Origin of the sequence: Serratia liquefaciens ATCC 27592 (genome assembly GCF_000422085.1) — a bacterium.
Lineage (GTDB): Bacteria > Pseudomonadota > Gammaproteobacteria > Enterobacterales > Enterobacteriaceae > Serratia > Serratia liquefaciens.
Map to the genome: position 1 here is coordinate 1,340,079 of NC_021741.1, position 24,481 is coordinate 1,364,559.

Sequence of the window (24,481 nt, forward strand, 5' to 3'; positions counted from 1 at the left end):
CACACTGCCTTTTCACATCGATTAATCATCTCCGCCGCGGTCTGCGACGGGAGCATGCCTGAGATAAAAAATATGAAATGGCTTTGTGTGGTGAGTATGTTGTCCGGTCTGGCCATCAGCCCGGTTTTTGCACAGGAAAACGCCGTAACGCAAGGCGTTAATGCCCAGCAGCGCGATGCCTTTGTTTCCAACCTGATGAAGCAGATGACGCTGGAAGAAAAAATCGGCCAGCTGCGGTTAATCAGCGTCGGCCCGGATAACCCGAAAGAGGCGATCCGCGACGGCATCAGCAAGGGGCAGATTGGCGCGATCTTCAACACCGTCACCCGGCCGGATATCCGCGTTATGCAGGATCAGGCGATGCAGCTCAGTCGCCTGAAAATCCCGCTGTTCTTTGCCTATGACGTGGTGCACGGCCAACGTACCGTGTTCCCAATCAGCCTCGGGTTGGCGGCCAGCTTTGATCTGGAAGCCATCGCACTCAGCGGTCGAGTGTCGGCGCAGGAAGCCAGCGACGACGGCCTGAACATGACCTTCTCGCCGATGGTCGATATCACCCGCGATCCGCGTTGGGGCCGGGTCTCTGAAGGCTTCGGTGAAGACACCTGGCTGGTGTCCAAAATCGCCAAGGTGATGGTGGACGCCTACCAAAACGGTGACCCGTCCAAGCCCGGCTCAATCATGGCCAGCGTGAAGCACTTCGCGCTGTACGGCGCTACTGAAGGCGGCCGCGACTACAACACCGTCGATATGAGCCCATTGCGGATGTATCAGGACTATCTGCCGCCCTATAAAGCGGCGGTGGAAGCCGGCAGCGGTGGCGTCATGGTGTCGCTCAATTCGGTGAACGGCATTCCGGCCACCGCTAACCCATGGCTGCTGAAGGACCTGCTGCGCGATCAGTGGGGCTTCAAGGGCATCACTATCAGCGACCACGGTGCGATCAAAGAGCTGATAAAACACGGTGTGGCTGCGGACGCGCGTGATGCAGTACGACTGGCGATCACCTCTGGCGTCGACATGAGCATGAGCGACGAATATTACGACCAATACCTGCCGGGGCTGGTGAAAGACGGGCTGGTGTCGGAAAGCGACATTGACCGTGCCTGTCGCGACGTGTTGAACACTAAATATGATATGGGCCTGTTTAAAGACCCTTACACCCATCTTGGCCCGGCAGGTTCCGACCCGCAGGACACCAATGCCGAAAGCCGCCTGCACCGTGCCGAAGCGCGCGTGATCGCGCGTAAGACTATGGTGCTGTTGAAGAACGACCGGCAGACATTGCCGTTAAGCAAACAGGCGACCATTGCGCTGGTTGGGCCGATGGCCGACAGCCAGCGTGACGTGATGGGCAGCTGGTCAGCGGCCGGGGTAATCAAACAGTCGGTGACCCTCCGCGAAGGGCTGGAACGTGCGGTGGGCGACAAGGCGAAAATCCTCTATGCCAAGGGGGCCAACGTCACTCAGGACAAGAGCATTATCGACTACCTGAACGAGTATGAGCCGGCGGTGGCGTTTGACACCCGTCCACCGCAGCAGATGATTGACGAAGCGGTACAGGCGGCGAAGAAAGCCGACGTGGTGGTAGCGGTGGTCGGGGAATCGCAGGGTATGGCGCATGAAGCGTCCAGCCGCGCCGATATTACTATCCCGCAAAGCCAGCGCGACCTGATCGCGGCGCTGAAAGCCACCGGCAAGCCTTTGGTATTGGTACTGATGAACGGCCGACCGCTGGCGCTGAGTTGGGAAAGCCAGAAGGCGGATGCGATGCTGGAAACCTGGTACAGCGGTACCGAAGGCGGTAATGCGGTTGCCGACGTGCTGTTTGGCGATTACAACCCGTCGGGCAAGTTACCGATGACCTTCCCGCGTTCGGTCGGTCAGATCCCGATGTATTACAACCACCTGAACACCGGCCGTCCGTTCGGCAAGGAAAACCCGGGCAAATACACCTCGCGCTACTTTGACTCGCCGAACGGTCCGCTGTATCCCTTCGGTTATGGCCTGAGCTACACCAGCTTCAGCCTGTCGGACCTGAAACTTTCCAGCCCGACAATGGCGCGCAACGGCAAGATCACCGCCAGCGTCACGCTGAAGAATACCGGCAAATATGATGGTGCCACCGTTGTGCAGCTGTACCTGCAGGACGTGACCGCCTCGGTCAGCCGTCCGGTGAAAGAGCTACGCAACTTTAAGAAAGTGATGCTGAAAGCGGGCCAGGCGCAGACGGTAGAATTGCCTGTCACCGAAGAGGATCTCAAGTTCTATAACGCCAGCCTGAAATGGGGCGCGGAACCGGGCAAGTTTAACGTGATGGTGGGTCTGGATTCCGACAACGTGCAAACACAGAGCTTTACGCTGAAGTAATCACCCTCTCTGACCCTCTCTCATCGCGGTGGGAGAGGGTTTGCGTTGCTTTTGAGATCCCAAGCTCTTCAACGCATAACCGTTCTGCTTTCGCATGGAAAATCCCGTTGTTTTGATCCCGCTGATTGTTTCGCCACAGCTATCGCTATATGATTTTATATATAACGATAGCTCACCGGAAACCCCCATGTTCAAACGCTTGTTGCTGATTTTTATTCTTTTCTCTTCCGCCGCACAGGCGGATCGCCAGGTCACCGACCAACTCAACAGACAGGTCACATTGCCCGATACCATCACCCGCGCGGTGGTGCTGCAACACCAGACGCTGAACCTGCTGGTGCAGCTCGACGCGCTGCCGCAGGTGGTGGGTGTGCTCAGTAGCTGGAAGAAACAGCTGGGGCCGAATTATCTGCGGCTGGCACCTGGGTTGGCAAAAATGCCGATGCCGGGCGATCTCACCTCGGTGAACATCGAAAGCCTGCTCAGCCTGCACCCGCAGGTGGTGTTTGTCGCTAACTACGCACCACCGGAAATGATTGCCCAGATTGAACGGGCCGGTATTCCGGTGGTGGCTATTTCGTTGCGCCGTGAGGCGGCGGATCAGGCCGGGAAAATGAACCCGGTACTCAATGATGAAGATCAGGCCTATAACCTTGGCCTGCAGGACGGTATCCGCCTGATCGGCAAGGTAATGGGGCACCAGCCGCAGGCAGAGGCGATGATCCAGGACGTTTTTCAGCAGAGAACGCTGGTGGCCGACCGGCTGCGAGACCTGCCTGCGGACCAACGGGTTCGGGTGTATATGGCCAATCCGGATTTAACCACCTACGGTTCGGGCAAATACACCGGGCTGATGATGCAGCACGCCGGTGCGCTAAACGTGGCGGCGAAGGACATTCAGGGCTTTAAGCAGGTATCGATTGAAGACGTGCTGAAGTGGAACCCGGCGGTGATTTTCGTTCAGGAGCGTTATCCCGAGGTGGTGCAGCAAATCCTCAGTTCGCCGCAGTGGCAGGGGATTGACGCGGTAAAAAATAAACGCGTCTATCTGATGCCGGAATACGCCAAGGCCTGGGGCTACCCGATGCCGGAAGCGTTGGCGCTGGGTGAACTCTGGATGGCGAAAAAGCTGTATCCGCAGCGTTTTAGCGACGTCAATTTGCAGCAGCGGGTGGATGCCTATTACCGGCAGTATTATCGCAGCAGCTGTTGCCAGAGCGAGCAATGAGGCTTGGCTGGCTGCTCCTGCTGACGTTGTTTTGCGCGCTGCTGTCGTTGGGGATTGGCCGTTACCCGGTATCGGCAGCTCACAGTCTGATGATCCTGCTCGAGCCGTTGACCGGCCCGAACGGCGCTATCGATGCGGTTCAACGTCAGGTGATTCTGGGGGTTCGCGTACCCAGAGTGTTATTGGCTATGGGGGCCGGTGCCTCTCTGGCCCTGTGTGGCGCCGCGCTGCAGGGGGTCTTTCGTAATCCGCTGGTGGATCCGCATATCATCGGCGTCTCTTCCGGTGCGGCCTTTGGCGGCACGCTGGCGATTTTACTCAGCCTGCCGATGGCCGCGCTGTTGCTGTCTGCATTTGTATTCGGTATGGCAGCGTTGCTGCTGATTTTTGCCATTACCAGCGCCATCGCCCGGCGCAATATTTTGTCGCTGGTGCTGGCTGGGGTGATCCTCAGCGGCTTTTTCTCCGCCTGCGTCAGCCTGTTGCAATACCTGGCCGATACCGAAGAGAAACTGCCGAGCATCGTGTTCTGGCTGCTGGGCAGCTTCGCCACCGCCGACGACAATAAACTGTTGATGCTTTTCCTGCCGTTGTTGTTGGCTGGCGGGCTGTTATTGGCATTGCGCTGGAGAATCAATTTGCTGTCGATGGGGGATGAGGATGCCGCTGCACTGGGCATTAACGTCGAGCGCACCCGCTGGTTGATCCTGACGCTGTGCGCCGCGATTGTCGCCGCACAGGTGGCGGTCAGCGGCAGCATTGGCTGGGTCGGGTTGGTTATTCCGCACGTTGCCCGGCTGCTGGTTGGCCCCGATCATCGTCGTCTGTTACCGGCTTCTCTGTGTTTGGGGGCGTTGTATATGGTGTTGATCGACGATTTGGCACGCACGCTGAGCAGCAGTGAAATTCCGCTGGGCATTTTAACGGCATTGATTGGCGCACCGCTGTTTGCGTTGCTGTTGCGCCGTGCGCAACTGAGAGGTTGGCATGGCTGAGACATTACTGACGGTTAAAGATCTCAGTTTTGGTTGGCCCGGCCAAGCGCCTTTGTTTAACGCGCTGAGCCTGCAATTGTCGCGTGGCGAAGTCTTGGCGGTACTGGGCCCCAACGGGCGCGGCAAAAGTACCCTGATGCAGCTGTTGCTCGGCACCCTGCCGCTGCAACAGGGGGCGGTTGAATGTGCCGGCGGCATCGGTTTTGTGCCGCAGCATTTCACGGCGCCTTTTGCCTATCGGGTGCTGGATATCGTGCTGATGGGGCGAGCGCGTTATGTGGGGTTGTTCCGCTCTCCTTCGGCGCAGGATCATCGGCTGGCGAAAGAAGCCCTGCAGTCGCTGGATATGTTGGGCTTTGCCGACCGCAAATTTGGCAGTTTATCGGGCGGACAGCGGCAACTGGTGCTGATTGCCCGCGCACTGGCGATGAGCTGCGAGGTACTGATACTGGATGAACCCACTTCGGCATTGGATCTTCATCACCAGGATCGGGTGCTGAGCCTGATCTCGTCACTGGCGCGGGAACGACAGATGGCGGTGATGTTTTCGACCCATCAACCCAACCATGCTCATGCGGTGGCCGATCGTGCCTTGCTGCTGGGGGCCGAGGGACAGCATCAAATCGGGCCCTGTGCCAGGGTGCTGACGGCCGAGTGCTTGTCGCCACTGTTTGATTTGGCGATTGAGCGGGTGGCTTTGCAGATTGAGGGGCGGCAGTTTGAAACGCTGGTGCCTTTATATCGCAGTCAAAGGGAGCGTCATCATGAGTAATCTTCTGCTGTTTGCCGCCGGTAGCCTGCGTGTGGCATTTGGGCCGCTGCTGGCCGCGTTTCAGGCACAAACCGGCGAGGTTGTAGATGCGGTATTTGGTCCCGCAGGCCTGCTGCGTCAGCGCATTGAAGCCGGTGAACGGCCGCATGTTTTCGCTTCGGCCAATCTGGCGCATCCGCAGCGATTGGTCGATCTGCATTTATCGCCACGGGTACAAACTTTTGCCCGTAACCGGTTATGCGCGACGGTACGTAATATTGCCGGACTAACAGAACGCCCGTTGTTGGAGGTACTGCTGGACTCGCGTTGGCGGGTGGCGACCTCCACGCCGGGTGCCGATCCTTCCGGTGACTATGCGCTGCAATTATTTGAACGTATTGAATTCCTGTTGCCGGGGCAGGGGACAGCCCTGCGGCAACGGGCTTTGGCTCTGGTGGGCGGCCCAGATTCAGCGCCGTTGCCGATGGACCGATCGGCGGCTGAGTATCTGCTCAACAGCGGGCAGGCGGATATCTTCCTCGGTTACGCCAGCTATGGTGCGGCGTTGGCAAGGTTTCCCGAGCTGGTGGTGCGGCAGTTACCGCCTTCGCTGACGATTGAGGCCGACTACGGTCTGTGTCTGTTGGATGGACGGGCACAGCCCTTGGCCGAGTTTATTCTGGCGGAAGAGGGGCAGGCGATACTGCGTGAAAAGGGGTTTTTACCTGCCAACCTGGTGAGCTAATGGCTTATTAAGTTGGCAGGTTAAGAGGCTATTACAGCTTTTTCAGCAGTTGCATCAGATGTTCTTCGCTCTTCTCCGCCAGGCCGTCAATCGCCAGCTTGATGATATCGGAGCGGGTAATGCGCACCACGCCGTTACGCGCCGCCTGCACAATGATTTCATCGATGGCGTCGACGTGATTATCGGTCAGGCTGACTGAAATGGCTTTGTAAGTGCGTTTGCGACCCTGCGGCTTGGCTTCGGGGGCGGGAACCAGCAAAGTGTGCGACGTGGCGCTATTGATAAATTCGTCTTCCGACATGCGGTGGGTTGGTGTGCGTTTTTTCACAGGATCACCTCCTTCACCAGGCTTTCGATTTCCGCCTGCGCTTTTTCGTTATGCGCCTCATGCACGGTAATCGCCTCGCCCCAGGCGTCGCGGTAAATCTTGCGGTCGCACAGGCGGTTACTGACCAGCGTCAGTTCCGGGTATTCGCTTAATACTTGCGCCGCTTCGTTGGCTTCATTAATGAAGATGTTGGTCGGGCACATGTTCAGCACGATGTAGCCTTTCACCTTCTCGTTATATTCTTGCGCCGTGGCGAACATTTCAGACAGATACCCGACGGTGTCCAGATCCATCTGCGACGGGCGCAGCGGAGAAAGGAACAGATCGGCGGCCAACAGGCCCGAGCGCAGTTCGGCGCTGTCGCGGCCGGCGGTGTCGACAATCACATAATCGTAATGGCGATCCAGCTCCAGCAGCGTCTCTTTGATTTTACCCGAGGCGGCAACCACCGGAATATGCGGCAGACCTTCAACATTTTGGCGATCGTTATACCAGGTCATGATTGATTTCTGATCGTCGGCATCGACGATGATGGCCGTTTTTCCCTGCTTGAGGATCAGATATCCGGCGATATTGACCGCCTTGGTCGATTTCCCTACGCCACCCTTTTGCGAGCCAATCAAAACAATCATGCTGCCATCTCTCAAGTTATTAAGCTGGTAACTTATTAAGTTAATATGCTTATTAGGTTGATAACTAAACAGGTTAACTACAACAGAGCCTGAACAATATGCACCAATGTCGGCGGCTTGCCAAGCCAGTATGCGGTTAACTTTACAGCCTATTTTGCTGGTAACGTAGTCAGCGGGTAAGTAGGAATGTTCTGGGAAGGGGGGACAAGCGGAAGGATTTTTTTAATTTAGCAGCTTAATAAGTTATTAAGCTGCTAATGATGACGCTGCCAGAACGCTACTTTTTCAACATCGACTTCAGGTTGGCGAACGGGTTATGGGTCGCGAGACCGACGTCTTTTTGCGCATCTTCACCGGCAACAACCGTTGAGCCATACTGATCGGCTTCGGTGTATTTTGAATGCTCATGGTCGTGACAATAAAGGCACAGCATTTCCCAGTTGCTACCGTCTTCCGGGTTGTTGCTGTGGTCGTGATCGATATGGTGAACCGTCAGTTCGCGCAGGTTGGAGTACACAAACTCACGCGAGCAGCGTCCGCAGACCCAGGGAAAGATTTTCAGCGCTTTTTCGCGGTAGCCAGTCTCCAGCCTCGCGTAGTTTTTTGGGATATATGCCATGGTGTATGCCCGTCGGGTGATAATAATAATGCGTAAAATAATACCACAAAGCGCCGGCTTACAGCGTGCGGCACATCACCGTGACGGTTTCGCCACAAACTTCACGTTGCTCAACAGGTTGCCAGCCCAGTTTCTGATAAAGCGGTTGTTGGTCGGGCGTGTAGAGATACAGCGCGGTGATCTGTTCCCGTCGGCAGTGGGCAATGCACTGGGCGATCAGTTCGCTAGCCACGCCCTGGCCGCGGTGTTGTGGATGGGTAAAGACTTCCCCCAGCCAGAACTTGCGCTCTGGCTTATCTGCCAGTTCGTAAACGATCAGGCTGGCGGTTCCGAGGATCTGTTGTTGCGGTGACAGAGCCAACAGCGCCAGCCCGGGGTGCTGTGGTTCACAGCGCTGTTCCAGGCGCTGGCTGATTTTCTCTCGGCAGCTCCACGGGGGGAAGTCCTGCCACTCCTGATGCAGTAAAGCGGCCAGTTCACCAATGCGCTGGCGATGCGCAGAAAGTCGTTCGATACGCATGATTAGGTTCATTTTTTGCCCAAGGGCAGACAACTATAGCGACGATTTTCGCCTATTTGAAGGTCTCGATCGCCCAATCGATAAATACCCGCATTTTGGCGCTCAGATGGCGGTTGGAAGGGTACACCACATACATCTGCTCAGCCGGTGGTTGCCAGTCGTGCAGCAGGCTGACCAGCTCGCCGCTGTCCAGATGCGGTTGTGCCATAAAACGGAAGGTTTGGATGATACCCAATCCGGCCAGCGCCGCCGCCAGCAGCGCATTGCTTTCGTTGACGCTGACGTGATAGCGGTGCTGGATATCGATTTCTTTGCCTCGATCGACAAAGTGCAGCGGCAGGATGCGATCGTTCAACGCATGACGATAGTGTGCCAGCGGATACCCCAGTTCCAGATCACAGGGATGCTGCGGCGTACCGTAATGAGCCAGATAGGCCGGGGTTGCGCAGGTTACCCATTCAAGCTCGAACAACCGGCGGGCAATCAGGCTGGAGTCGGCCAGCGGACCGCTGCGGATCACGCAGTCGGCGCTGTCGTTGATCAGGTCGATGAGTCGATCGCCCACGCCCAGATCAATCTGTATTTGCGGATAGCGGGCAATAAAGTCCGGCAGCGCCGGCAACAGCAGCTGGCGAGCGGTGGCACCGCCAACGTCGATGCGCAGCACGCCCTGCGGCGCACTCTGCGACTCGGTCATGCTGCCTTCCATTTGCTCCAGCTCTGCCAGCCATTTAACCGTTCGTTGGTAGTAACATTCGCCTTCGGGCGTTACCGACACGCTGCGGGTGGTGCGCTTGAACAGCTTGGTTTGCAGGTGATCTTCCAGGCTCTGGATCAGCTTGGTGACGGTGGCTTTGGGCATCCGCAACGAGTCTGCGGCACGGGTGAAGCCGCCGGTTTCCACCACGCGGTTAAACACCCGGATAGCGAGTAAATGATGATCCATAGCGTTCTCAGTGCAAACCCCGGCGGCAAGCCGGGGAGTGTTTCTGCCAGTAAATAATGATTATGACTGTTTAGCGCTAATCATGCCGGAGCGCAAGGTCAGGCCGAATACCAGCGCGGCGGACAGGGTCAGTGCGCCACCGAACAACATGGCGCTGCTGACGCCCTGCCAGTCAACCACTTCTCCACCCAGCAGCGCGCCGGAGGCCAGGGCTATCTGGATCACGCAGACCAACAGTGCCTGGCCGGCCTCCGGTGCCTGCGGTACCGCAGCGAACATCCAGTTGGTAGCGCACACCGGCACGGCGCCGAACGCCAACCCCCATACCATCACCATCAGCGTAGCCCCGGCGATGCCGCTGAGGAACGGCGACACAATCAGGATGGCGGCCAACATGGCGGCAATCAGGATAAAGGTGGCGCGCAGGCTGCGTTCGGCCAGCCTCTCGCCCAAAAATGTTCCGAGCAGGCCAATGGCACCATAGGCCAACAATTGCAGCGAAATCGCCGACGGGCTGAGGACGAATACCTGCTGCAGCAGCGGTTTCAGGTAGGTGTAGGCGGCAAAATGGCCGATAAACAGCAGCACGATGGCAATAAGCCCGGTACGCGCCATCGGCAGACGCAGCGGCAACAGCAGATCGCGTGGCGTAACCGGCCGGGTGGGGGGTACCGATGTCAGCAGGCGCAGCTGTGCCAATAACACCCCGACCGCCAGCACCGCGCTGCCAAAGAAAGCGGCGCGCCAGCCGAACAGGTCTCCAATCAACGCACCGGCAGGAACGCCGCACACGGCGCCGACCGAAATGCCGCTCAGGATAAGCGCAGTGGCCCGGCCCTGGCTGGCTTCCGGCACCAGATGGCGGCCGTAGTTGGCGGCAAAGGCCCAAAAACCGCCGACGCAGATGCCCAGCAGCACGCGGCCCAGCAACATCATGGGGAAGTTTACCGCCAGTGCGGAGACCAGGTTGGAAACCGTCAATAGCACGCTCAATGCCAGCATCAGCAGACGACGATCGAGCCGACCGGCCGCCAGACTGAGGGCAGGGGCGGCGATTGCCGCGACGATACCGGGCACGGTCACCATCAGTCCGGCTTTGCCGGTGCTGACGTCCAGCGATGGGGCGATATTGGTCAGCAGGCCAATCGGTAGAAATTCGGTGGTAACCATCACAAAGCAGGCGACGGTCAGCGAGAAGATCGCCAGCCAGGGTGATGGTGCAGGTTTCTCATTATTATTCAGCATAGTACCGCTCGTCCCAGGTGGATGCGTAAACCGCGCGGTAGGCGCGGAGTGACAGAGATCACAATTTACGCAGGCCTCTGCGGCGGATAAATCCGTTTGCGGTGGTTACACTGTTTCTGAGGGGGAATAATCGCGCGCGGCCAGTCTGGCATGGGTTATCGGCCGTCAGGCTGGCTAAATGTTTAATTGGCATAAGCTTATGCGATGGGTGCAGCAGGCTGCACCCGCTCGTGTATTACAAGCCCGGCGCTTTCCACATCGAGGTGGTCAGGCCGTGATCGACCAGGGTGAGCTGATCGGCATACACCTGACGCCAGGTTTCTTTTTGCTGTCGGTACAGCTCATGGTTGGCCATATCCGGCTGATATTCTCGCTCCCAACGCACCAGCTGTTCCCCGGTTTGCGCCAACGATTCATACAGTCCCGCCCCCACCCCAGCGGCAATTGCGCAACCCAGCGCGGTGGCTTCTTTCACCACCGGCACACGCACCGTCAGGCCGGTAACGTCGCTAAGGATTTGGCTCCACAGCTTGCCCTTCGAGCCGCCGCCGGCGAACACCAGCGAACGGGCCTGCACGCCGGAGAAGCTGGCGATTTGTTCCAGATTGCAGGCCGACACAATGGCGGCATTTTCTTCCAGCGCACGGAACAGGGTCTGCTTATTGCAGCGTTCCGGGTCGAGCGACAGGTTAATAAACGACGGCGCGGCGTGGTACCAGGTCTTGAAATGCATGGCGTCGGAAAATATCGGCATCACGCTGTAGGCCCCAGGCGGCACGCGCGCCGCCATCTCTTCCAGCAGGCTGTAGGCATCGACACCCAGCCGTTCCGCCAGCAGCTTCTCTTCGGCACAGAAGGCGTCGCGGAACCAGCGCATGGTCAACCCGGTGAAGAAACTTATCGACTCCGCTTGTGCCATGCCGGGGATCACGTGTGGGTTGATGCGAATGTTCATCTCCGGATCGGTGGCCGGTTCCGGCAGATTGACGATCTGTTGCCAGAAGGTGCCGCCCAGCACGGCTGTCTGCCCGGCATGTACCACCCCCAGCCCCAGGCTGCCCAGTTGCACATCGCCGCCGCCCATCACGACCGGTGTGCCGCGCAGTAAGCCGCTTTGCTGTGCCGCCTGTTCGGTGATGTGCCCCAGCACACAGCCGGTCTCTTTCACCGGCGACAGCATATCGGCACGCAGTCCGGCCATATCGAGCAGCGCCGGACGCCAGTCGCGGTTGACCAAGTCGAGCATGCCGGTGGTACCGGCGTTGGAGGGATCTACCGCCAATTCACCGCTGAGCATATTTGCCAGCCAGTCGCTGATCATGGTCAGCGTTGCCGCCTGGCGGTAAATGTCCGGCCGGTGATGCGCCAACCACAGCAGGCGCGGCATGGCGCTCAACGCCAGCGTTTGGCCTGAATACTGGTAAACCTCGCGCTCAAAATTATGGTTATGCAGCTCTTTCAGTTCGCTGACTTCCTGGCTGGCACGGGCATCAACGTTGGCGCAGGCCCAGATCGGCACGCCGTCGCGATCGTAGAGTACGATGCCTTCACGCATGGAGCAGCAGGCCACGGAACGGATGGCCTGGCCAGAGAGACCGGCGTTTTGCAACGCCTGGCGGATACATTGGCAGGTCAGCTGCCAGTTGTGGCTGAGGTCAAACTCCATGGAACCGGGCACGCCCGGCACGGCCAAATGCCGCCATTCCGCCTGGCCCTGAGCGATCTGGTTACCCGCCAGATCGAAGATTACCGCGCGAACGCTGCCGGTGCCTGCATCCAGCGCCATCAAATAGTTATCCATAGCTCACACTCTCTGGGGAGGAACCTTAACTATAGATGCCGTACTGTTCGCCCCGGTGGGGGAAGCGACAGGCCTGGCGGGATTTGTGAGCCAGGCTGCAAAATTACCCTTGCGGAGGGGCAATCTGTGGGATTAAACCTATGGTTGGAAAGAACATTGACCTTCGAGGTTTAACAAGGAGTCGCCATGCACGTCACACTGGTAGAAATTAACGTTAAACAGGACAAAATCGACGAGTTTATTGAGGTCTTCCGCGCCAATCATCTGGGGGCGATAGAAGAGCCGGGCAACCTGCGTTTTGACGTATTGCAAGATGAATCCATCCCGACGCGGTTTTATATTTATGAAGCCTATCGGGACGAGCAGGCGGTCGCCGCTCATAAAAAGACGCCGCACTATCTGCAATGCGTGGAGAAACTGGAAGCGCTGATGACCGGCCCACGCAAGAAAACCAGCTTTATCGGCCTGATGCCGGGTTAGCGCCGGCGTAGGGTAATTCTGTTCAATACATTGACAAGCCAAGCCGTCAGTCTGGCATCTGTGAACTCTTTCTCAGGTGCCTTTAATGAATATCTATCTTTCCATGGCAGCATTTGCGCTGGCCGCTTCCATCACCCCCGGTCCGGTCAATATCGTTGCCCTTAGCGCGGGGGCACAATTCGGTTTCAACGCCACTCTGCGCCATGTTTCGGGTGCCACGCTGGGGTTTACTCTGCTGTTGATCCTGCTAGGTCTGGGGCTGAATACGCTGTTGGTGCTGTGGCCGGTGCTGACGCAGGTTATCCAGTGGGCGGGCATCGCGTTTTTGTTGTTTATGGCGTATCAACTGGCGTTTGATGACGGCCGCTTGGGGCAGGGTAGTCAACCACAAGCCCCTTCTTTCTGGTACGGCGCGCTGTTGCAGTGGCTGAACCCCAAGGCCTGGCTGGCATCGGTGGCCAGTCTGGGAGCGTTTGTTGCCGATGGCGATCGCCTGCTGCTGTGGCAGTTCGCGGTAATTTACTTTGTGATCTGTTATGCCTCGGTGGCCTGCTGGGCTTACACCGGCGCGATGTTGACCGGCCTGCTGCAGCAGGCACGCAACGTACGGCGTTTTAATCGCTTGATGGCGCTGCTGTTGGCAGCCAGCGCCTGCTATCTGTTGGCCGACGGCATTTAGCGTGGGTTTTGGTACTGGCCGGGGGTGGCGGCCAGCAACAGTTTGAAGGTGCGCTGAAAGTGCGCCTGATCGGCAAAACCGCTTTCGCTGGCCGCTGCGGCGATCGGATAACCGCGTTTCAGCAACCGGTGACCGAATTGAATGCGTTGGTTAACCAGATAAGCATGCGGCGTCATGCCGTAACGCTGTTTAAAGGCGCGTATCAGGTATGAGGGCGAAAGCGCTGCCGCCTGGCAGATGGCTTCCAGCGTGAGCGGTTGGGTGCAATGCGCGTTGATAAAGGCTGCCGCCGCCGCCAATCTTGGGTGCTCGTAGGGGGTTACCGGCGTATTCCCCAAAGAGGTCTGCAAATCGCTGAAGTATTCCACCAGAGCGATCTGTTTTTCCAAATGGCAGCGCAGTGGGTCGATCAGTAGCTCATACAGCCGGTTCAGGCCACCAAACAGTTCGGGGTCACGGCTGAGCACCTGAGTGAAGGGGATAAAACAGCCGTCGCCGCCGACGATTTCTTGCTGCAATTTACCCAGCCAGGCGGCATCAATATAAAACATGATGTATGACCAGCGCTGGTCGCCGATGGGGTTACAGGCGTGGGCCTGCTGCGGATTGATGATCACCACATCGCCGGTGCTCACCTGCAACGCTTGGCTGCCGTTAATATAAATACTGGTGCCGTCGGTGATGGCGCCGATGGAAAAGATTTCATGGCTGTGCAGGGCGTAACAAACCTTGCGGCCATCTTCAATGGCGCGGGCCTCCACGAAGGGGAGCTGCGGATCACGCCAGAACTGCGGCGCATTAGCGGTCATTGTCTTTCCTTTTCGATGCGGCGGGGCTAGCTTGTGTTATAGCCTAAAACGCGCCGGGGAGGGAGTGCGGGTGATGATTTTTAATGTGTTCGGCCGCCTGCTGGGGGTCAAACGGGCAGGGGGGCAGTGGCAGCTGTTTCGCGTGACGTTGCCGGAGCGCAAGTATGCGCGCAGTTACGACATCGTGTTGCCGGATGAATTGACCGAAAGCGAGATAGCTGGCTATCTGGGGGACATTTACCACGAAGCCGCGACGGAACGCCATCCTGACGTCGTCAGGATCGAATAAACCCCGGCCCGATAAAAAGGGCCGGAGGATTAATCTTCTTCGTTGCGGGCCATCAGTTGGCGTTGGTGCTCTTCGCTGGCCGCCTGGATCTCTTCCAGGACGGAACCGACATCGGCGCGTTTGTTGCTCTCGACAAACTTGCCGGTAAGCACGCTCGCCGGGGTCAGATTACCTTCCTGGTACAGCGCCCAAATCTCTTTGGCATATTTGCTGCCGAGCAGTTCCGGTGCATACTGACCGTAAAACTGCGACATGTTGTTGATATCACGTTCGAACATGCTTTTGGCGTGGTTGTTGGCGGCGGCATCCACCACCTGCGGCAGATCGATAATCACCGGCCCGTTTTTGTCCATCAGCACGTTGAATTCCGACAGGTCGCCATGCACCAGCCCGGCACACAGCATGCGTACCGCGTAGTTCATCATCAATGCGTGATCGGCCCGTGCCTGTTCCGGCGTCAGGGTAACATCGCTCAAGCGCGGCGCTACCAGGCCTTCTTCGTCGGTGATCAGTTCCATCAGCAATACGCCATCCAGACAGATATCCGGCTGCGGCACGCGAACGCCCGCTTTGGCGAGCAGGTTCAGCGCATCGACCTCGGTGTTCTGCCAGGCTTCTTCCTGCTGCTGGCGGCCGAATTTAGAGCCTTTGCTCATGGCGCGCGCATCACGGCTGTTGCGCACTTTGCGCCCTTCCTGATAGTTCACGGCCTGCTTGAAGTTACGTTTTTCTGCTTCTTTGTAGACTTTGGCGCAGCGGATCTCTTCGCCGCAGCGCACGATAAAGACGTCGGCTTCTTTGCCACTTTTCAAACGGCGGATGACGTCGTCAATTAAACCATCATCTACCAATGGCTGGAGTCGTTTTGGAATTTTCATGCAGCCTTGTACCCTATTTAGGCTCCGGTGTGAATGGTTTGCTAAGGTGTTACCCCAATTTAGACCTGAAAGGCAAAAAATAGTTTGCCGCCGTTGCGACCGAACGCCGCAACGGCGCACCCGCTACAGGGTTTCCGCCAACACCCAAACGCTGACGCTGCCGCCGTTAACCGGGAAAGTTGCCTGCCCCAGTTCGTCGGTGATGACCTCATCCTGACGGTTGCCGAGCAGATCACGCCAGCTTTTATGTGCCAGAGCATCGCCCAGCGAAACCGCTTTGCCGCTTTCAGCTCCGTTGGTGAGCACCACCACGCAGCCAGGGGCATCGGCGGTGCCGCTGCGGGTGAAAGCGACGCAGTTTTTATCATCAAAATAATCGGTTTGCACGCCGTTGGCAAAGCGTTGACGCGCCTGGATCAACTTTTCCAATTCCGGGATCACCGGCATATCAATTTGGTATTCCTGGCCGTCACTGCCTTTATCCTTATAGCTGGCACCGTACAGATCGGGATAGAACACGCAGGGTACGCCTTGTTCGCGCAGCAGGATCAGAGCATAGGCCAGCGGTTTGAACCAGGGTTCGACCGGAGCTTCCAGCGATTGCAGCGGCTGGGTGTCGTGGTTGGCGACCAGCGTGACCGAATGGGCCGGATCGGCGGCGGTCAGGGTGTCGGTGAAAATCTGCGCCATATCGAACCCGTCCCCCTGCTTGGATGCCTGATGAAACTTCAGGTGCAAGGCTACGTCGAACAGCATCACTTTGCCCTCGACCAGGTCAATATACTGTTGTAACGCAGCCAGATCGTGCGACCAATATTCGGCGACGATAAACAGATCGCGCTGCGCGCTGTCACGCACATGATCAGCCCACTCTTTAAAGAACCAGGCCGGGATGTGTTTGGCGGCGTCCAGCCGGAAACCGTTGCAGGGCAGGGTCTCCATCAGCCAGCGAGCCCAGTATTTCAGCTCCTCCGTCACGGCGGGGTTGCGAAACTCAACGTCGGCGCCCATCAGGTAATCGTAGTTGCCTTTCTCGTCGCCGACCTGATCGTTCCAGCCGTCGTCGCCGTAATCATTGGCGATTTTGAAAACGCCTTTTTCATCGGGCTGTTCTACGTAATCCACTCCGCCGAAGCATTTATAGTCCCAAATGAATTTGGAATAGGTACCTTGCCGCCCTGGAAAGGTGAAGCGGGTGTAGGCCAGGGCGTCAAAACCCTGATCGTTGATGTCATTGCGGTTGTTGGCATCCGCTTTGTACACGTGCACCTGCTCTTTTTCGTCGGCGCCGAGCTTATGGTTAAACACCACGTCGTAAATGACCCTTACGCCGTTGTCGCGTAGCCGGTTGGCGGCAAGGGCCAACGCCTCTTTATCACCATATTTGGTGGCGCGACTGCCTTTTTGATCGAACTCCCCGAGGTCGAACAGATCATAGCTGTCGTAACCTACCGAATAGCCGCCGGAAGCGCCTTTATAGGCAGGGGGAAGCCACAGGTCGGTGATGCCGATCCCGGCAATTTGCTCTGCGCGTTCGGCGGCTTCCTGCCATAACTTACCGCCATCGGGGTAATACCAATGGAAAAACTGCAGCAACGTGGTTTTTTTCGTCATGAGCAAGCCGTCCTGTTTGCCAAAAGGAGGTGCAAGATGAGCGGTAGCTCACCCCATCACTGTTACAGCATGGGCTACTTTTGGCAAAAGGGAAACCAGGTTTGGGCGGCCGGATATGCCGCCCTTGGAGGTTAGCGTTGGCTGGCGTAATGCGGTGAGCGCGGGCCATACAAAATGGCGCCGTTCTGGCCGTTTGCTGACAACAAGCGGGTATTGGCGATGGCACCAACATCGAACCCCTTGTCACTGATGGTATCGGCAATTTGCGCGATGGCGGCGCTGATTACCATACCCAGCAGACCGCCGCTGGAGTTGTTGTTATTTTCGTTGCTGGAGGCGGTAGCGCTGCCGGCCCAAAGTTGTTTGCCGTTACGCAAATCGACCAACCTGGCTTTCACGGTAACGCGCGTTTCGCTGTTAATAACGATATAGCTGGTGCCGTATTGTGTGACATCCAGGTACAACACAGCGTCGGCACCGAAGATCTTATGCAGCTTTTGGATACTGACCGCACGGATATCGTTGGCGTTAGTCAGGCCGTTTTGCTGAAAAGTCTCTTCGACCACGGCGACCGGCAGCACATAGTAACCGGCTTCCGCCAACGGCAGCGTGGTGCTTGCAAGGACGCTATGGCTGGCTTTGACATCCGGCGACTGATTGACAGGGGGGAGCACCAGGATGGATTTCGGCTTGCTCTCGTGGAAGGCTGCATAATCGTAAGGTGCTTGTTTGGCGCAGCCGCTCAGCAGCAGGGTAACGGCGACGCTGAAGAAACCTAATGCACGTTTCATTTAAAGCTCCCCTTATCCTTAGCCATCAGGAAATTCATAAACGGCGCTGATTCCGGGAACAGCGTTTTCTCTGTATTGAACTCGGTCATGGCCTGGCCGGTATTGCCGGTTTTGCTGTACAGCAACCCCAGTTGTGCATGCAGGCCCGGCGGCACGGCTTTATTCTTGGCGCGAGATTTTTCGGCAATTTCTTTTAGCGTCAAAATCTGTTGTTCAGGGCTTTGGCCATCCTGTTGGTAATATTGGTAAATCGAAGTTTGATAGCCATCCCAGTTGTAGAGCGTTTTTGGCGCGGCGCAGCCGGCCAGCAGGGTCGCTGCGAACAGCGCCCCACCCATTTTTTTAGTTATCATATTGCTGCTTCTATTCCGTTAGTTAGCAGGGCGCCATGCGCCACTTTCGATACCGGCAACCAGGTTATTGACCGCTTCGCGTACGGCCAGATCCAACACTTTGCCGTTGAGGGTGGAATCGTAGCTGGCGGTGCCGCCGAAGCCGATGATTTCACGGTTGGATAGTTGGTACTCGCCGGCACCTTGGGTGGAGTAAACCACTTCTGAGGTCTGTACGTTGACCACATTCAAATTGACCTTGGCATAGGCCACCTGCGTTTTACCGCGTCCCAGAATGCCCCACAGCTGATGATCGCCCACTTCTTTACGGCCGAATTCGGTCACGTCACCGGTGATCACGTAGTTGGCGCCTTTCAGCGTCTGGGTTTGGCCTTTAATGCCGGCTTCGGTTTTCAACTCATCCATATTGGCGCGATCAAGCACGTTGAAGCGGCCGGTTTGCTGCAGATGGGTGATCAGGATGGTTTTTGACTGGTTGCCCAGGCGATCGACGCCATCGGAGAAGATGCCGTTCATATAGCTGGAGCGGTTATCGAACTTGCCGACGGAGATAGGGCTGCGCTGCCCCTGGTAGCTGGTGTTGTAGGACGCCACTTTAGGCACTTCCAGAGAGCGCGAGGATTCAGTAGCACAGCCTGCCAGCAGGCTGACGGAAAGGGCGACTGAGCAGACAACGAGTGATTTTTTCATCGGAATACAATCTCTCCATGATTATAAAAGCGCGCAAGACAGACCGTTTTGCGCCAGGAATTTAAACGGCAGGGGAAATAACAGGTGCTATTTAAACGGGGCAATCCTGCCATGGATATGTAACAAAATACAACTGAATATCGACATAATTGGCGCTATTGGGGATTAAATAACTCATTCAAATACAATGGATTGTGTAAGGATATCATTCGTATTTTATCTGGTTTACTGAATTGCCCGGTTTTTGATGGGTTTATTATTTGTAAAATATATATTTTGTGGCTTTTTATTTTGTAAATTTAATTCATTAAAGAATGTAATTCTGCATGAGGCGACAGATTGCTGCAGGTGTCTCGTCAGGTTGAGATTTCACGCCGTTTAAAAATCCGTTATGGTAATGAATATTAGGTAACACTATCAACTAAGTGAAGTGTTTTAGCGCTGGTAGCAACGGGGACATTGATTGTGAACATCAGAGATTTCAGGGCATTGTCGCGCAACCTGGTCAGAGAACTGGGCATGCTGAATAAACAGAGTAACGGCAGCCGTTTTTCACCATTACAGATCCATATTCTGATTGAGATCAGCACGCTACCCCTGGGCGTGACCGAACTGGCCACCCGGTTGTGTATCGATAAGGCCAGTGCCAGCCGGGCGGTGCGTAGCCTGGTTGCCGCAGGCATGATTGAAGCGGTGGATTATCCGCACGATAAACGCCACAACCTGAATCAACTGACCCGTTTGGGCCGTAAAACGCTGGCGGCGATAGACACCAATGCCGATGGTTTTATGCAGGATGCATTGGCGCAGTTGGACGATGATGAGTTGGCTGCCACTACGGCCGCGATGAAAAAGATGACCTCGGCATTACGTAACGCACGTAAGCAGCGTGACGCCGCTTTGCGGGTTCGTCCGATAACCCAGGATGATGATGCCGCGATGGCGGGGATTATTTGCAACGTATTCCGCGAGTACGGCATGGATAAAATGGAAGGCGTTAGTCTGCACGATCCCGATTTGGATCGCCTGACCGGCGTTTACCAGGATAACGGTGGAAAATATTGGGTGCTGGAACAGGAAGGCCAGGTAGTGGGGGGCGTCGGCATTGCCCCTTTGGCGGGCGGTGATGTCGGTTACTGCGAGCTGCAAAAACTGTTTTTCAAACCCAGCGTACGCGGGTTAGGCATGGCGCGTTATATGGTGGTGCAGGCGCTGAAAGCGGCGCGGGCAGCGGGGTACCGCTACTGTTATCTGGAAACCACCGAGCAGTTGAAAGAGGCGCTGGGATTGTATTATGCGCTGGGTTTTACGCTGCTGACGGAAAGACGCGGCAATACCGGCCACCACGGCTGCAATATCTACCTGCTCAAGAATCTGCAAAGCGACTGAGTACCAACCATAAAACAAAAGGCGGCCCAAGGCCGCCTCTTTGCGCAATGACTGATTCAGCCATTAATTGTAGATGATCGCAGTACCGTGCAGCTTGTTGTCGCCGGTCGTTGAGATGATCTGGAATGATTTAGCGCCTGCCTCATCCGCTTTGGCCGCCAGTTTGTTTTCCAGGCTGGTCAGGTCGGATGCACCGCTGACGGTGACTACGCCGGCTTTTTGCAGATCTGCCGGTTGAGCGTTAACCAAATCGGCGGCAAAGCTGCCGAATGAAGCGGTGGCCAGTGCGATGGCTGCGATGGTGATTTTCAGGTTTTTCATAGTCTTATTCCTATCTTTATATTCTGTATACGGTTTTGTCTGTTGGGTCGTTAAATTAATTAACGATCGATAATTTAATGTTAGACGCCTGTTCGACGCTTTGCAACTATTTTTTTAGTGTTCGTTAATTAATTTTTTCTGACAGCTTTTTGCTGGAAGGCCAAAAGCCGTAGCCACTCCAGCGTTATTTAATCAACTTATTGTTATTTATAAATTAATGCGGTGCCGTGCAGTTGGTTGTTGCCGCCTGCGCCAACGATCTGGAACGATTTTGCCCCGGCTGCGTCAGCCTTGGCCGCCAAACCGGCTTCCAGAGCGGTGAGGTCTGAAGCCCCGCTGACGGTGATCACCCCGGCTTTCTGCTGATCTGCCGGTTGGCTGTTAACCAGATCGGCGGCGAAGCTGCCGAATGAAACAGAGGCCAGCGCAAGGGCTGCAAGCGTCATTTTTAAGTTTTTCATGAAGTTATTTCCTGTTTTATCAACGTAAATGGGTGTATTTGAATTGGTTGTCGCTAATTACTTAACGATCGATAACTAAATGGTAATCTCTTCTCGACGAGAGCGCAATATTTTTTTATAATGACCGTTAATTTAATTGGCAAGCCCTGCTGCAGAGCGGGATAAGAGAGGGTCTATGAGCATCAATGAAGAAGTCTGCGCCAAAAAAACGCGTGGCAGACCGAAGCAGTTTGATCGCGACCGTGCGCTGGAAAGCGCACTCGATCTGTTCTGGCTGCATGGTTATGAATCCACCTCGATGGCCGATCTGGTCGAGGTGACCGGTGCCAAAGCGCCTACGCTGTATGCGGAGTTCGGCAATAAAGAAGGGTTGTTCCGCGCAGCGGTAGAGCGCTACCTGGAAAAATACACCACGTGCATCAACCAACGGCTGGAGCAGGATTTGCCGGTGGCGGAGATCGTCGAGGATTATGTGCGTTCTCTGGCGCAGCTGTTCACCGATCCGGAAAAACCGTCCGGCTGCCTGATGGTTTGTGCGTCCGCGGCGTTATCGTCCTCTTCCGGTGATGTGGCCGAGATGCTGCGCAAAAAGCATCATATGCAGGAGGCCAGCCTGAAGGCTTGCTTCGACCGCAAGGTAGAACAGGGCGAACTGTTGGTGAAAACCGATACCGCGCTGCTGGCCAAATTTATCATTTGTACCATTGAGGGCATGTCGACGCAGGCACGCGAAGGCGCCAGCCGTGAAGATTTGTTGCGTTTGGTTGATGCGTTGATGCTGGTCTGGCCGCGCCTGAGTCAGGTGGGCAATAAGGTCTAAGAAGGGCACACGGCAGGAATAAAGGCCGCATCGCTGCGGCCTTGGTCGGTATTATTGGTTAACCGGGATCACCGCACCCTGGTATTTTTCGCGGATGAAATCCTGAATCGCCTTGGAGTGCAGCACCTTCACCAGCGCCACAATTTCCGGCTTGTTCACGTCGGCCTTGTGCACGGTGATGATGTTGGCATAAGGGTTGTTTTCGCCGCTTTCCACCGCAATCGGGTCTTTGGTCGGGTTCAGCCCGGCGTCGATGGCGTAGTTGGCGTTAATCACCACCGCATCGCCCTCGTCGTTGTTGTACATCTGCGGCAGCAGTGCACCTTCCACATTGGCCTGGAACTTCAGGTGTTTCGGGTTTTCCACCACGTCAGAAATGCGCGCATCCACCTTGCTCACGCCCGGCTTCAGTTTAATCACGCCCTCTTTTTCAAAGATCGACAAAATACGACCTTCTTCCGCCACCGCGTCACGCATGATGATTTTGCCGTTGTCCGGTAAATCCTTCAGGCTTTTGTACTTCTTGGAGTAAATACCGATAGGTTCGATATGGATAGCGCCGGCGCTGACAAAGTCATAGCTCTTGTCGTCAGCATGATCCTTAAGCACCGAATTCAGGTAAGGCACGTGTTGGAAATAGTTGGCGTCAATATCGTGGCTGGCCAGCGCGGTGTTCGGCAGGATGTAGTCCTGGAAAGGTTTGATCACCAAATCTATGCCTTCCTTCGCCAGTATCGGCTTGGCCTGCTCGAGGATTTCCGCGTGCGGCACGTTAGATGCGCCGACCACCAGCTTGGTTTCCGCCGAGGCACCCAAAGAGGCCAACGCGGTCAGTGAGGCGAAAGCCAGCATCATAATTTGTTTTTTCATCATCATTATTCCCTGGTTATTTATCGTTTATCGAGCGTGGTTGTAAGGGTGTCGCCAATGAACTGGATAACGAAAACGATCAATAAAATCGTCAGCGTTGCGGCCAGCGTCACGTCACCGTGGTTGCGTTGAAAACCTTCCAGATAGGCCAGATTGCCCAGCCCGCCTGCGCCAATCACCCCGGCCATCGCGGTGTAGCTCACCAGCGCGATCAGGGTAACGGTAATGCCTGAAACCAGTGCCGGTGAAGATTCCGGCAGCAGCACGCGGAAGATAATGGTGCTGGTTTTGGCGCCCATCGATCGCGCCGCCTCAATCACTCCTTTGTCGACTTCGCGCAGGCCAATCTCGACCAATCGGGCGTAGAACGGTGCCGCGCCGACGATTAGCGCCGGCAATGCCGCATCGGCGCCCAGAATGGTGCCGATCAACGTCTTGGTGAACGGGATCAACAACACGATCAGAATGATGAAAGGAATGGAGCGGAACACGTTGACCAGCACTGAAATCAGCGAATAGACGGCGCGATTTTGCAGCAGCTGACCGCGGGAGGTCAGGAACAGCAACACCCCGAGGACGATGCCGAGTACCAGCGTCGCCAAACCGGCGATCCCGGTCATATACAGGGTTTCCCAGGTGGCATTCAACAACGAATCAAGACGCAGGTGAGGGAACAGTGACTCAAGCATGTTTAATGACCTCAACGGCGATCTGTTGCTCTTTCAACAGCTTCAGCATGCTGTCGATTTGCAGGTCGTTGCCTTCGACGTGAATGTAAAGTTCGCCAAAGGAACCATTCAGGGTTTGACTGATTTTGCCGTGCAGAATGTTGATACTTACCTTGTAACGCAGGATAACGTCGGAAATCACCGCCTGATGGGTCTGCACGCCGACAAACGTCAGCTTGAAAATCGCGCCCGACAGATGTTGGCTCAACAGCGGATTGAAGCTTTCCTCGGTTTCCTGATATTGCGAAACCTGTTTGACGAACTGTTGGGTGATCGGCTGCTGCGGCCGGGTGAACACGTCAATCACCGGGCCTTCCTCAACGATGCGACCGTTTTCCATCACTGCCACCCGGTGGCAAATTTTGCGCACGACGTGCATTTCATGGGTGATCAGCACAATGGTCAGGTTCAGTTTGCGATTGATGTCCAGCAGCAAATCGAGAATCGAGTCTGTGGTTTGAGGGTCGAGCGCCGAAGTGGCTTCATCGCACAGCAGAACCCCCGGATTATTGGCCAGCGCGCGGGCGATGCCGACGCGCTGTTTTTGTCCGCCGCTCAACTGCGACGGATAAGCATCTTCGCGGCCCTGCAGCCCAACCAGTGCGACCAGCTCCGCCACTCGCGGTTTAATCTGTGCTTTGGGCACGCCGGCGATTTGCATGGAAAAAGCAATGTTCTGACTGACGGTGCGTGACCACAGCAGGTTGAAGTGTTGGAACACCATGCTGATTTTCAACCGCGCCTGGCGCAAGGCGTTGCCTTCGGCTCCGGCGATATCGAAACCTTCAACCTGAATGCTGCCGCTGCTGGGCGTTTCCAGCCCGTTCAGCAAGCGGATCAGCGTGCTTTTACCGGCGCCGCTGTAGCCGATGATGCCGTAGATTTGCCCGGCCTCGACCGTCAGGTTGACGTCATCCACTGCGACAACGCGGCCCTGTGCGCTGTCAAAAGTTTTGCAAACGTTCGAAAGAACGATCATAGAGAAGCGAATCCTTATTTAATACATCACAGAATTCCGTCCGGAGCGCGTCACGCCGGAAAGGTATCGGCTTCTTGGGATAAGGGCAGACGGAACCTCTGTTGCTGGTGAATACGGGCCAATCCTACCGGGGGTTTATAGTGACAGGAA

At 56.2% G+C, this 24,481-nt stretch carries 28 protein-coding genes; 10 read left to right on the top strand and 18 right to left on the bottom strand.

Translation table 11 applies throughout. From position 1 onward, the window contains the following. The first annotated feature begins 72 nt into the window (after positions 1 to 72). The 5 genes from bglX to M495_RS06265 all read left to right on the top strand — a co-directional run bounded on the left by bglX (position 73) and on the right by M495_RS06265 (position 6,089). Complete coding sequence (bglX, locus tag M495_RS06245; protein ID WP_020825787.1) at positions 73 to 2,370, top strand: beta-glucosidase BglX; 2,298 nt, start codon at positions 73 to 75, stop codon at positions 2,368 to 2,370. Between the two features lie 187 nt (positions 2,371 to 2,557). Next, positions 2,558 to 3,598: an ABC transporter substrate-binding protein gene (locus tag M495_RS06250; RefSeq protein WP_020825788.1), complete on the top strand. Its 1,041-nt coding sequence runs from the start codon at positions 2,558 to 2,560 to the stop codon at positions 3,596 to 3,598. After that, on the top strand, positions 3,595 to 4,593 hold the full coding sequence (locus M495_RS06255; protein ID WP_020825789.1) for a FecCD family ABC transporter permease: 999 nt from the start codon (positions 3,595 to 3,597) through the stop codon (positions 4,591 to 4,593). Before M495_RS06250 ends, M495_RS06255 begins: the two co-directional genes overlap by 4 nt. Then, positions 4,586 to 5,365, top strand: coding sequence for an ABC transporter ATP-binding protein (locus M495_RS06260; RefSeq protein ID WP_020825790.1), 780 nt, complete (start codon positions 4,586 to 4,588; stop codon positions 5,363 to 5,365). The genes M495_RS06255 and M495_RS06260 overlap by 8 nt, the downstream gene beginning before the upstream one ends. Beyond that, complete coding sequence (locus tag M495_RS06265) at positions 5,358 to 6,089, top strand: substrate-binding domain-containing protein (protein ID WP_020825791.1); 732 nt, start codon at positions 5,358 to 5,360, stop codon at positions 6,087 to 6,089. The genes M495_RS06260 and M495_RS06265 overlap by 8 nt, the downstream gene beginning before the upstream one ends. A gap of 31 nt (positions 6,090 to 6,120) precedes the next feature. Here M495_RS06265 and M495_RS06270 read toward each other — a convergent pair whose 3' ends face one another. The 7 genes from M495_RS06270 to lsrK form a co-directional block, all read right to left on the bottom strand. Then, positions 6,121 to 6,417 (bottom strand): hypothetical protein, encoded by a 297-nt coding sequence (locus M495_RS06270; protein ID WP_020825792.1) that lies wholly within the window; start codon positions 6,415 to 6,417, stop codon positions 6,121 to 6,123. Then, positions 6,414 to 7,049, bottom strand: a complete 636-nt coding sequence (locus tag M495_RS06275) for an AAA family ATPase (protein WP_020825793.1) — start codon at positions 7,047 to 7,049, stop codon at positions 6,414 to 6,416. Before M495_RS06275 ends, M495_RS06270 begins: the two co-directional genes overlap by 4 nt. 277 nt (positions 7,050 to 7,326) lie before the next feature. After that, positions 7,327 to 7,668, bottom strand: coding sequence for an HNH nuclease YajD (yajD, locus tag M495_RS06280; protein WP_020825794.1), 342 nt, complete (start codon positions 7,666 to 7,668; stop codon positions 7,327 to 7,329). Between the two features lie 58 nt (positions 7,669 to 7,726). Continuing rightward, positions 7,727 to 8,188, bottom strand: coding sequence for a GNAT family N-acetyltransferase (locus M495_RS06285; protein WP_020825795.1), 462 nt, complete (start codon positions 8,186 to 8,188; stop codon positions 7,727 to 7,729). Positions 8,189 to 8,240: 52 nt separating this feature from the next. After that, the gene (locus M495_RS06290; RefSeq protein WP_020825796.1) at positions 8,241 to 9,134 is read right to left on the bottom strand and encodes a LysR family transcriptional regulator; all 894 of its coding nucleotides are present in this window, start codon (positions 9,132 to 9,134) and stop codon (positions 8,241 to 8,243) included. Between the two features lie 60 nt (positions 9,135 to 9,194). Beyond that, the gene (locus M495_RS06295; protein ID WP_020825797.1) at positions 9,195 to 10,379 is read right to left on the bottom strand and encodes an MFS transporter; all 1,185 of its coding nucleotides are present in this window, start codon (positions 10,377 to 10,379) and stop codon (positions 9,195 to 9,197) included. Positions 10,380 to 10,614: 235 nt separating this feature from the next. Next, on the bottom strand, positions 10,615 to 12,180 hold the full coding sequence (gene lsrK, locus M495_RS06300) for an autoinducer-2 kinase (protein ID WP_020825798.1): 1,566 nt from the start codon (positions 12,178 to 12,180) through the stop codon (positions 10,615 to 10,617). A 186-nt stretch (positions 12,181 to 12,366) separates the two neighbouring features. On the opposite strand from lsrK, the gene lsrG reads away from it, so the two are divergent. Both lsrG and M495_RS06310 read left to right on the top strand, forming a co-directional pair. Further along, on the top strand, positions 12,367 to 12,660 hold the full coding sequence (lsrG, locus tag M495_RS06305; protein WP_020825799.1) for a (4S)-4-hydroxy-5-phosphonooxypentane-2,3-dione isomerase: 294 nt from the start codon (positions 12,367 to 12,369) through the stop codon (positions 12,658 to 12,660). An 85-nt stretch (positions 12,661 to 12,745) separates the two neighbouring features. Continuing rightward, on the top strand, positions 12,746 to 13,339 hold the full coding sequence (locus tag M495_RS06310; protein WP_020825800.1) for a LysE family translocator: 594 nt from the start codon (positions 12,746 to 12,748) through the stop codon (positions 13,337 to 13,339). Here M495_RS06310 and M495_RS06315 read toward each other — a convergent pair. Next, the gene (locus M495_RS06315; protein ID WP_020825801.1) at positions 13,336 to 14,148 is read right to left on the bottom strand and encodes an AraC family transcriptional regulator; all 813 of its coding nucleotides are present in this window, start codon (positions 14,146 to 14,148) and stop codon (positions 13,336 to 13,338) included. The two genes, M495_RS06310 and M495_RS06315, sit on opposite strands and share 4 nt — an antisense overlap. Before the next feature lie 70 nt (positions 14,149 to 14,218). Here M495_RS06315 and M495_RS06320 point away from each other — a divergent pair, with 70 nt between their 5' ends. Further along, a complete protein-coding gene (locus tag M495_RS06320) occupies positions 14,219 to 14,437 on the top strand; it encodes a DUF7661 family protein (protein ID WP_041414319.1) in 219 nt (72 codons plus the stop codon). Between the two features lie 29 nt (positions 14,438 to 14,466). Here M495_RS06320 and M495_RS06325 read toward each other — a convergent pair whose 3' ends face one another. From M495_RS06325 to M495_RS06345, 5 genes are all read right to left on the bottom strand, one after another. Then, positions 14,467 to 15,315, bottom strand: a complete 849-nt coding sequence (locus tag M495_RS06325; RefSeq protein ID WP_020825803.1) for a PA4780 family RIO1-like protein kinase — start codon at positions 15,313 to 15,315, stop codon at positions 14,467 to 14,469. Positions 15,316 to 15,438: 123 nt separating this feature from the next. Further along, a complete protein-coding gene (gene amyA, locus M495_RS06330; RefSeq protein ID WP_020825804.1) occupies positions 15,439 to 16,929 on the bottom strand; it encodes an alpha-amylase in 1,491 nt (496 codons plus the stop codon). Positions 16,930 to 17,060: 131 nt separating this feature from the next. Then, positions 17,061 to 17,720 (bottom strand): DUF799 domain-containing protein, encoded by a 660-nt coding sequence (locus tag M495_RS06335; RefSeq protein WP_020825805.1) that lies wholly within the window; start codon positions 17,718 to 17,720, stop codon positions 17,061 to 17,063. Continuing rightward, on the bottom strand, positions 17,717 to 18,073 hold the full coding sequence (locus M495_RS06340) for a DUF4810 domain-containing protein (RefSeq protein WP_041414320.1): 357 nt from the start codon (positions 18,071 to 18,073) through the stop codon (positions 17,717 to 17,719). Before M495_RS06340 ends, M495_RS06335 begins: the two co-directional genes overlap by 4 nt. An 18-nt stretch (positions 18,074 to 18,091) precedes the next feature. Next, positions 18,092 to 18,763: a CsgG/HfaB family protein gene (locus M495_RS06345; RefSeq protein ID WP_020825807.1), complete on the bottom strand. Its 672-nt coding sequence runs from the start codon at positions 18,761 to 18,763 to the stop codon at positions 18,092 to 18,094. A 465-nt stretch (positions 18,764 to 19,228) separates the two neighbouring features. Here M495_RS06345 and M495_RS06350 point away from each other — a divergent pair, with 465 nt between their 5' ends. Then, the gene (locus M495_RS06350; protein WP_041414322.1) at positions 19,229 to 20,152 is read left to right on the top strand and encodes a bifunctional helix-turn-helix transcriptional regulator/GNAT family N-acetyltransferase; all 924 of its coding nucleotides are present in this window, start codon (positions 19,229 to 19,231) and stop codon (positions 20,150 to 20,152) included. Positions 20,153 to 20,215: 63 nt separating this feature from the next. On the opposite strand, the gene bhsA (M495_RS06355) is transcribed toward M495_RS06350, so the two are convergent. Together bhsA (M495_RS06355) and bhsA (M495_RS06360) are read right to left on the bottom strand one after the other, a co-directional pair. Then, the gene (gene bhsA, locus M495_RS06355) at positions 20,216 to 20,473 is read right to left on the bottom strand and encodes a multiple stress resistance protein BhsA (RefSeq protein ID WP_020825809.1); all 258 of its coding nucleotides are present in this window, start codon (positions 20,471 to 20,473) and stop codon (positions 20,216 to 20,218) included. 203 nt (positions 20,474 to 20,676) lie between these two features. Then, the gene (gene bhsA, locus M495_RS06360; RefSeq protein WP_020825810.1) at positions 20,677 to 20,934 is read right to left on the bottom strand and encodes a multiple stress resistance protein BhsA; all 258 of its coding nucleotides are present in this window, start codon (positions 20,932 to 20,934) and stop codon (positions 20,677 to 20,679) included. A 175-nt stretch (positions 20,935 to 21,109) separates the two neighbouring features. Between bhsA (M495_RS06360) and M495_RS06365 the strand changes: the two genes are divergently transcribed. Beyond that, positions 21,110 to 21,754, top strand: coding sequence for a TetR/AcrR family transcriptional regulator (locus M495_RS06365; protein WP_020825811.1), 645 nt, complete (start codon positions 21,110 to 21,112; stop codon positions 21,752 to 21,754). A 51-nt stretch (positions 21,755 to 21,805) separates the two neighbouring features. On the opposite strand, the gene M495_RS06370 is transcribed toward M495_RS06365, so the two are convergent. The 3 genes from M495_RS06370 to M495_RS06380 are packed head-to-tail and all read right to left on the bottom strand — an operon-like array spanning position 21,806 to position 24,331. Beyond that, a complete protein-coding gene (locus tag M495_RS06370) occupies positions 21,806 to 22,627 on the bottom strand; it encodes a MetQ/NlpA family ABC transporter substrate-binding protein (protein WP_020825812.1) in 822 nt (273 codons plus the stop codon). 17 nt (positions 22,628 to 22,644) lie between these two features. Continuing rightward, positions 22,645 to 23,313: a methionine ABC transporter permease gene (locus M495_RS06375; protein ID WP_020825813.1), complete on the bottom strand. Its 669-nt coding sequence runs from the start codon at positions 23,311 to 23,313 to the stop codon at positions 22,645 to 22,647. Beyond that, a complete protein-coding gene (locus M495_RS06380; protein ID WP_020825814.1) occupies positions 23,306 to 24,331 on the bottom strand; it encodes a methionine ABC transporter ATP-binding protein in 1,026 nt (341 codons plus the stop codon). The genes M495_RS06375 and M495_RS06380 overlap by 8 nt, the downstream gene beginning before the upstream one ends. Between the last annotated feature and the right edge of the window lie 150 nt (positions 24,332 to 24,481).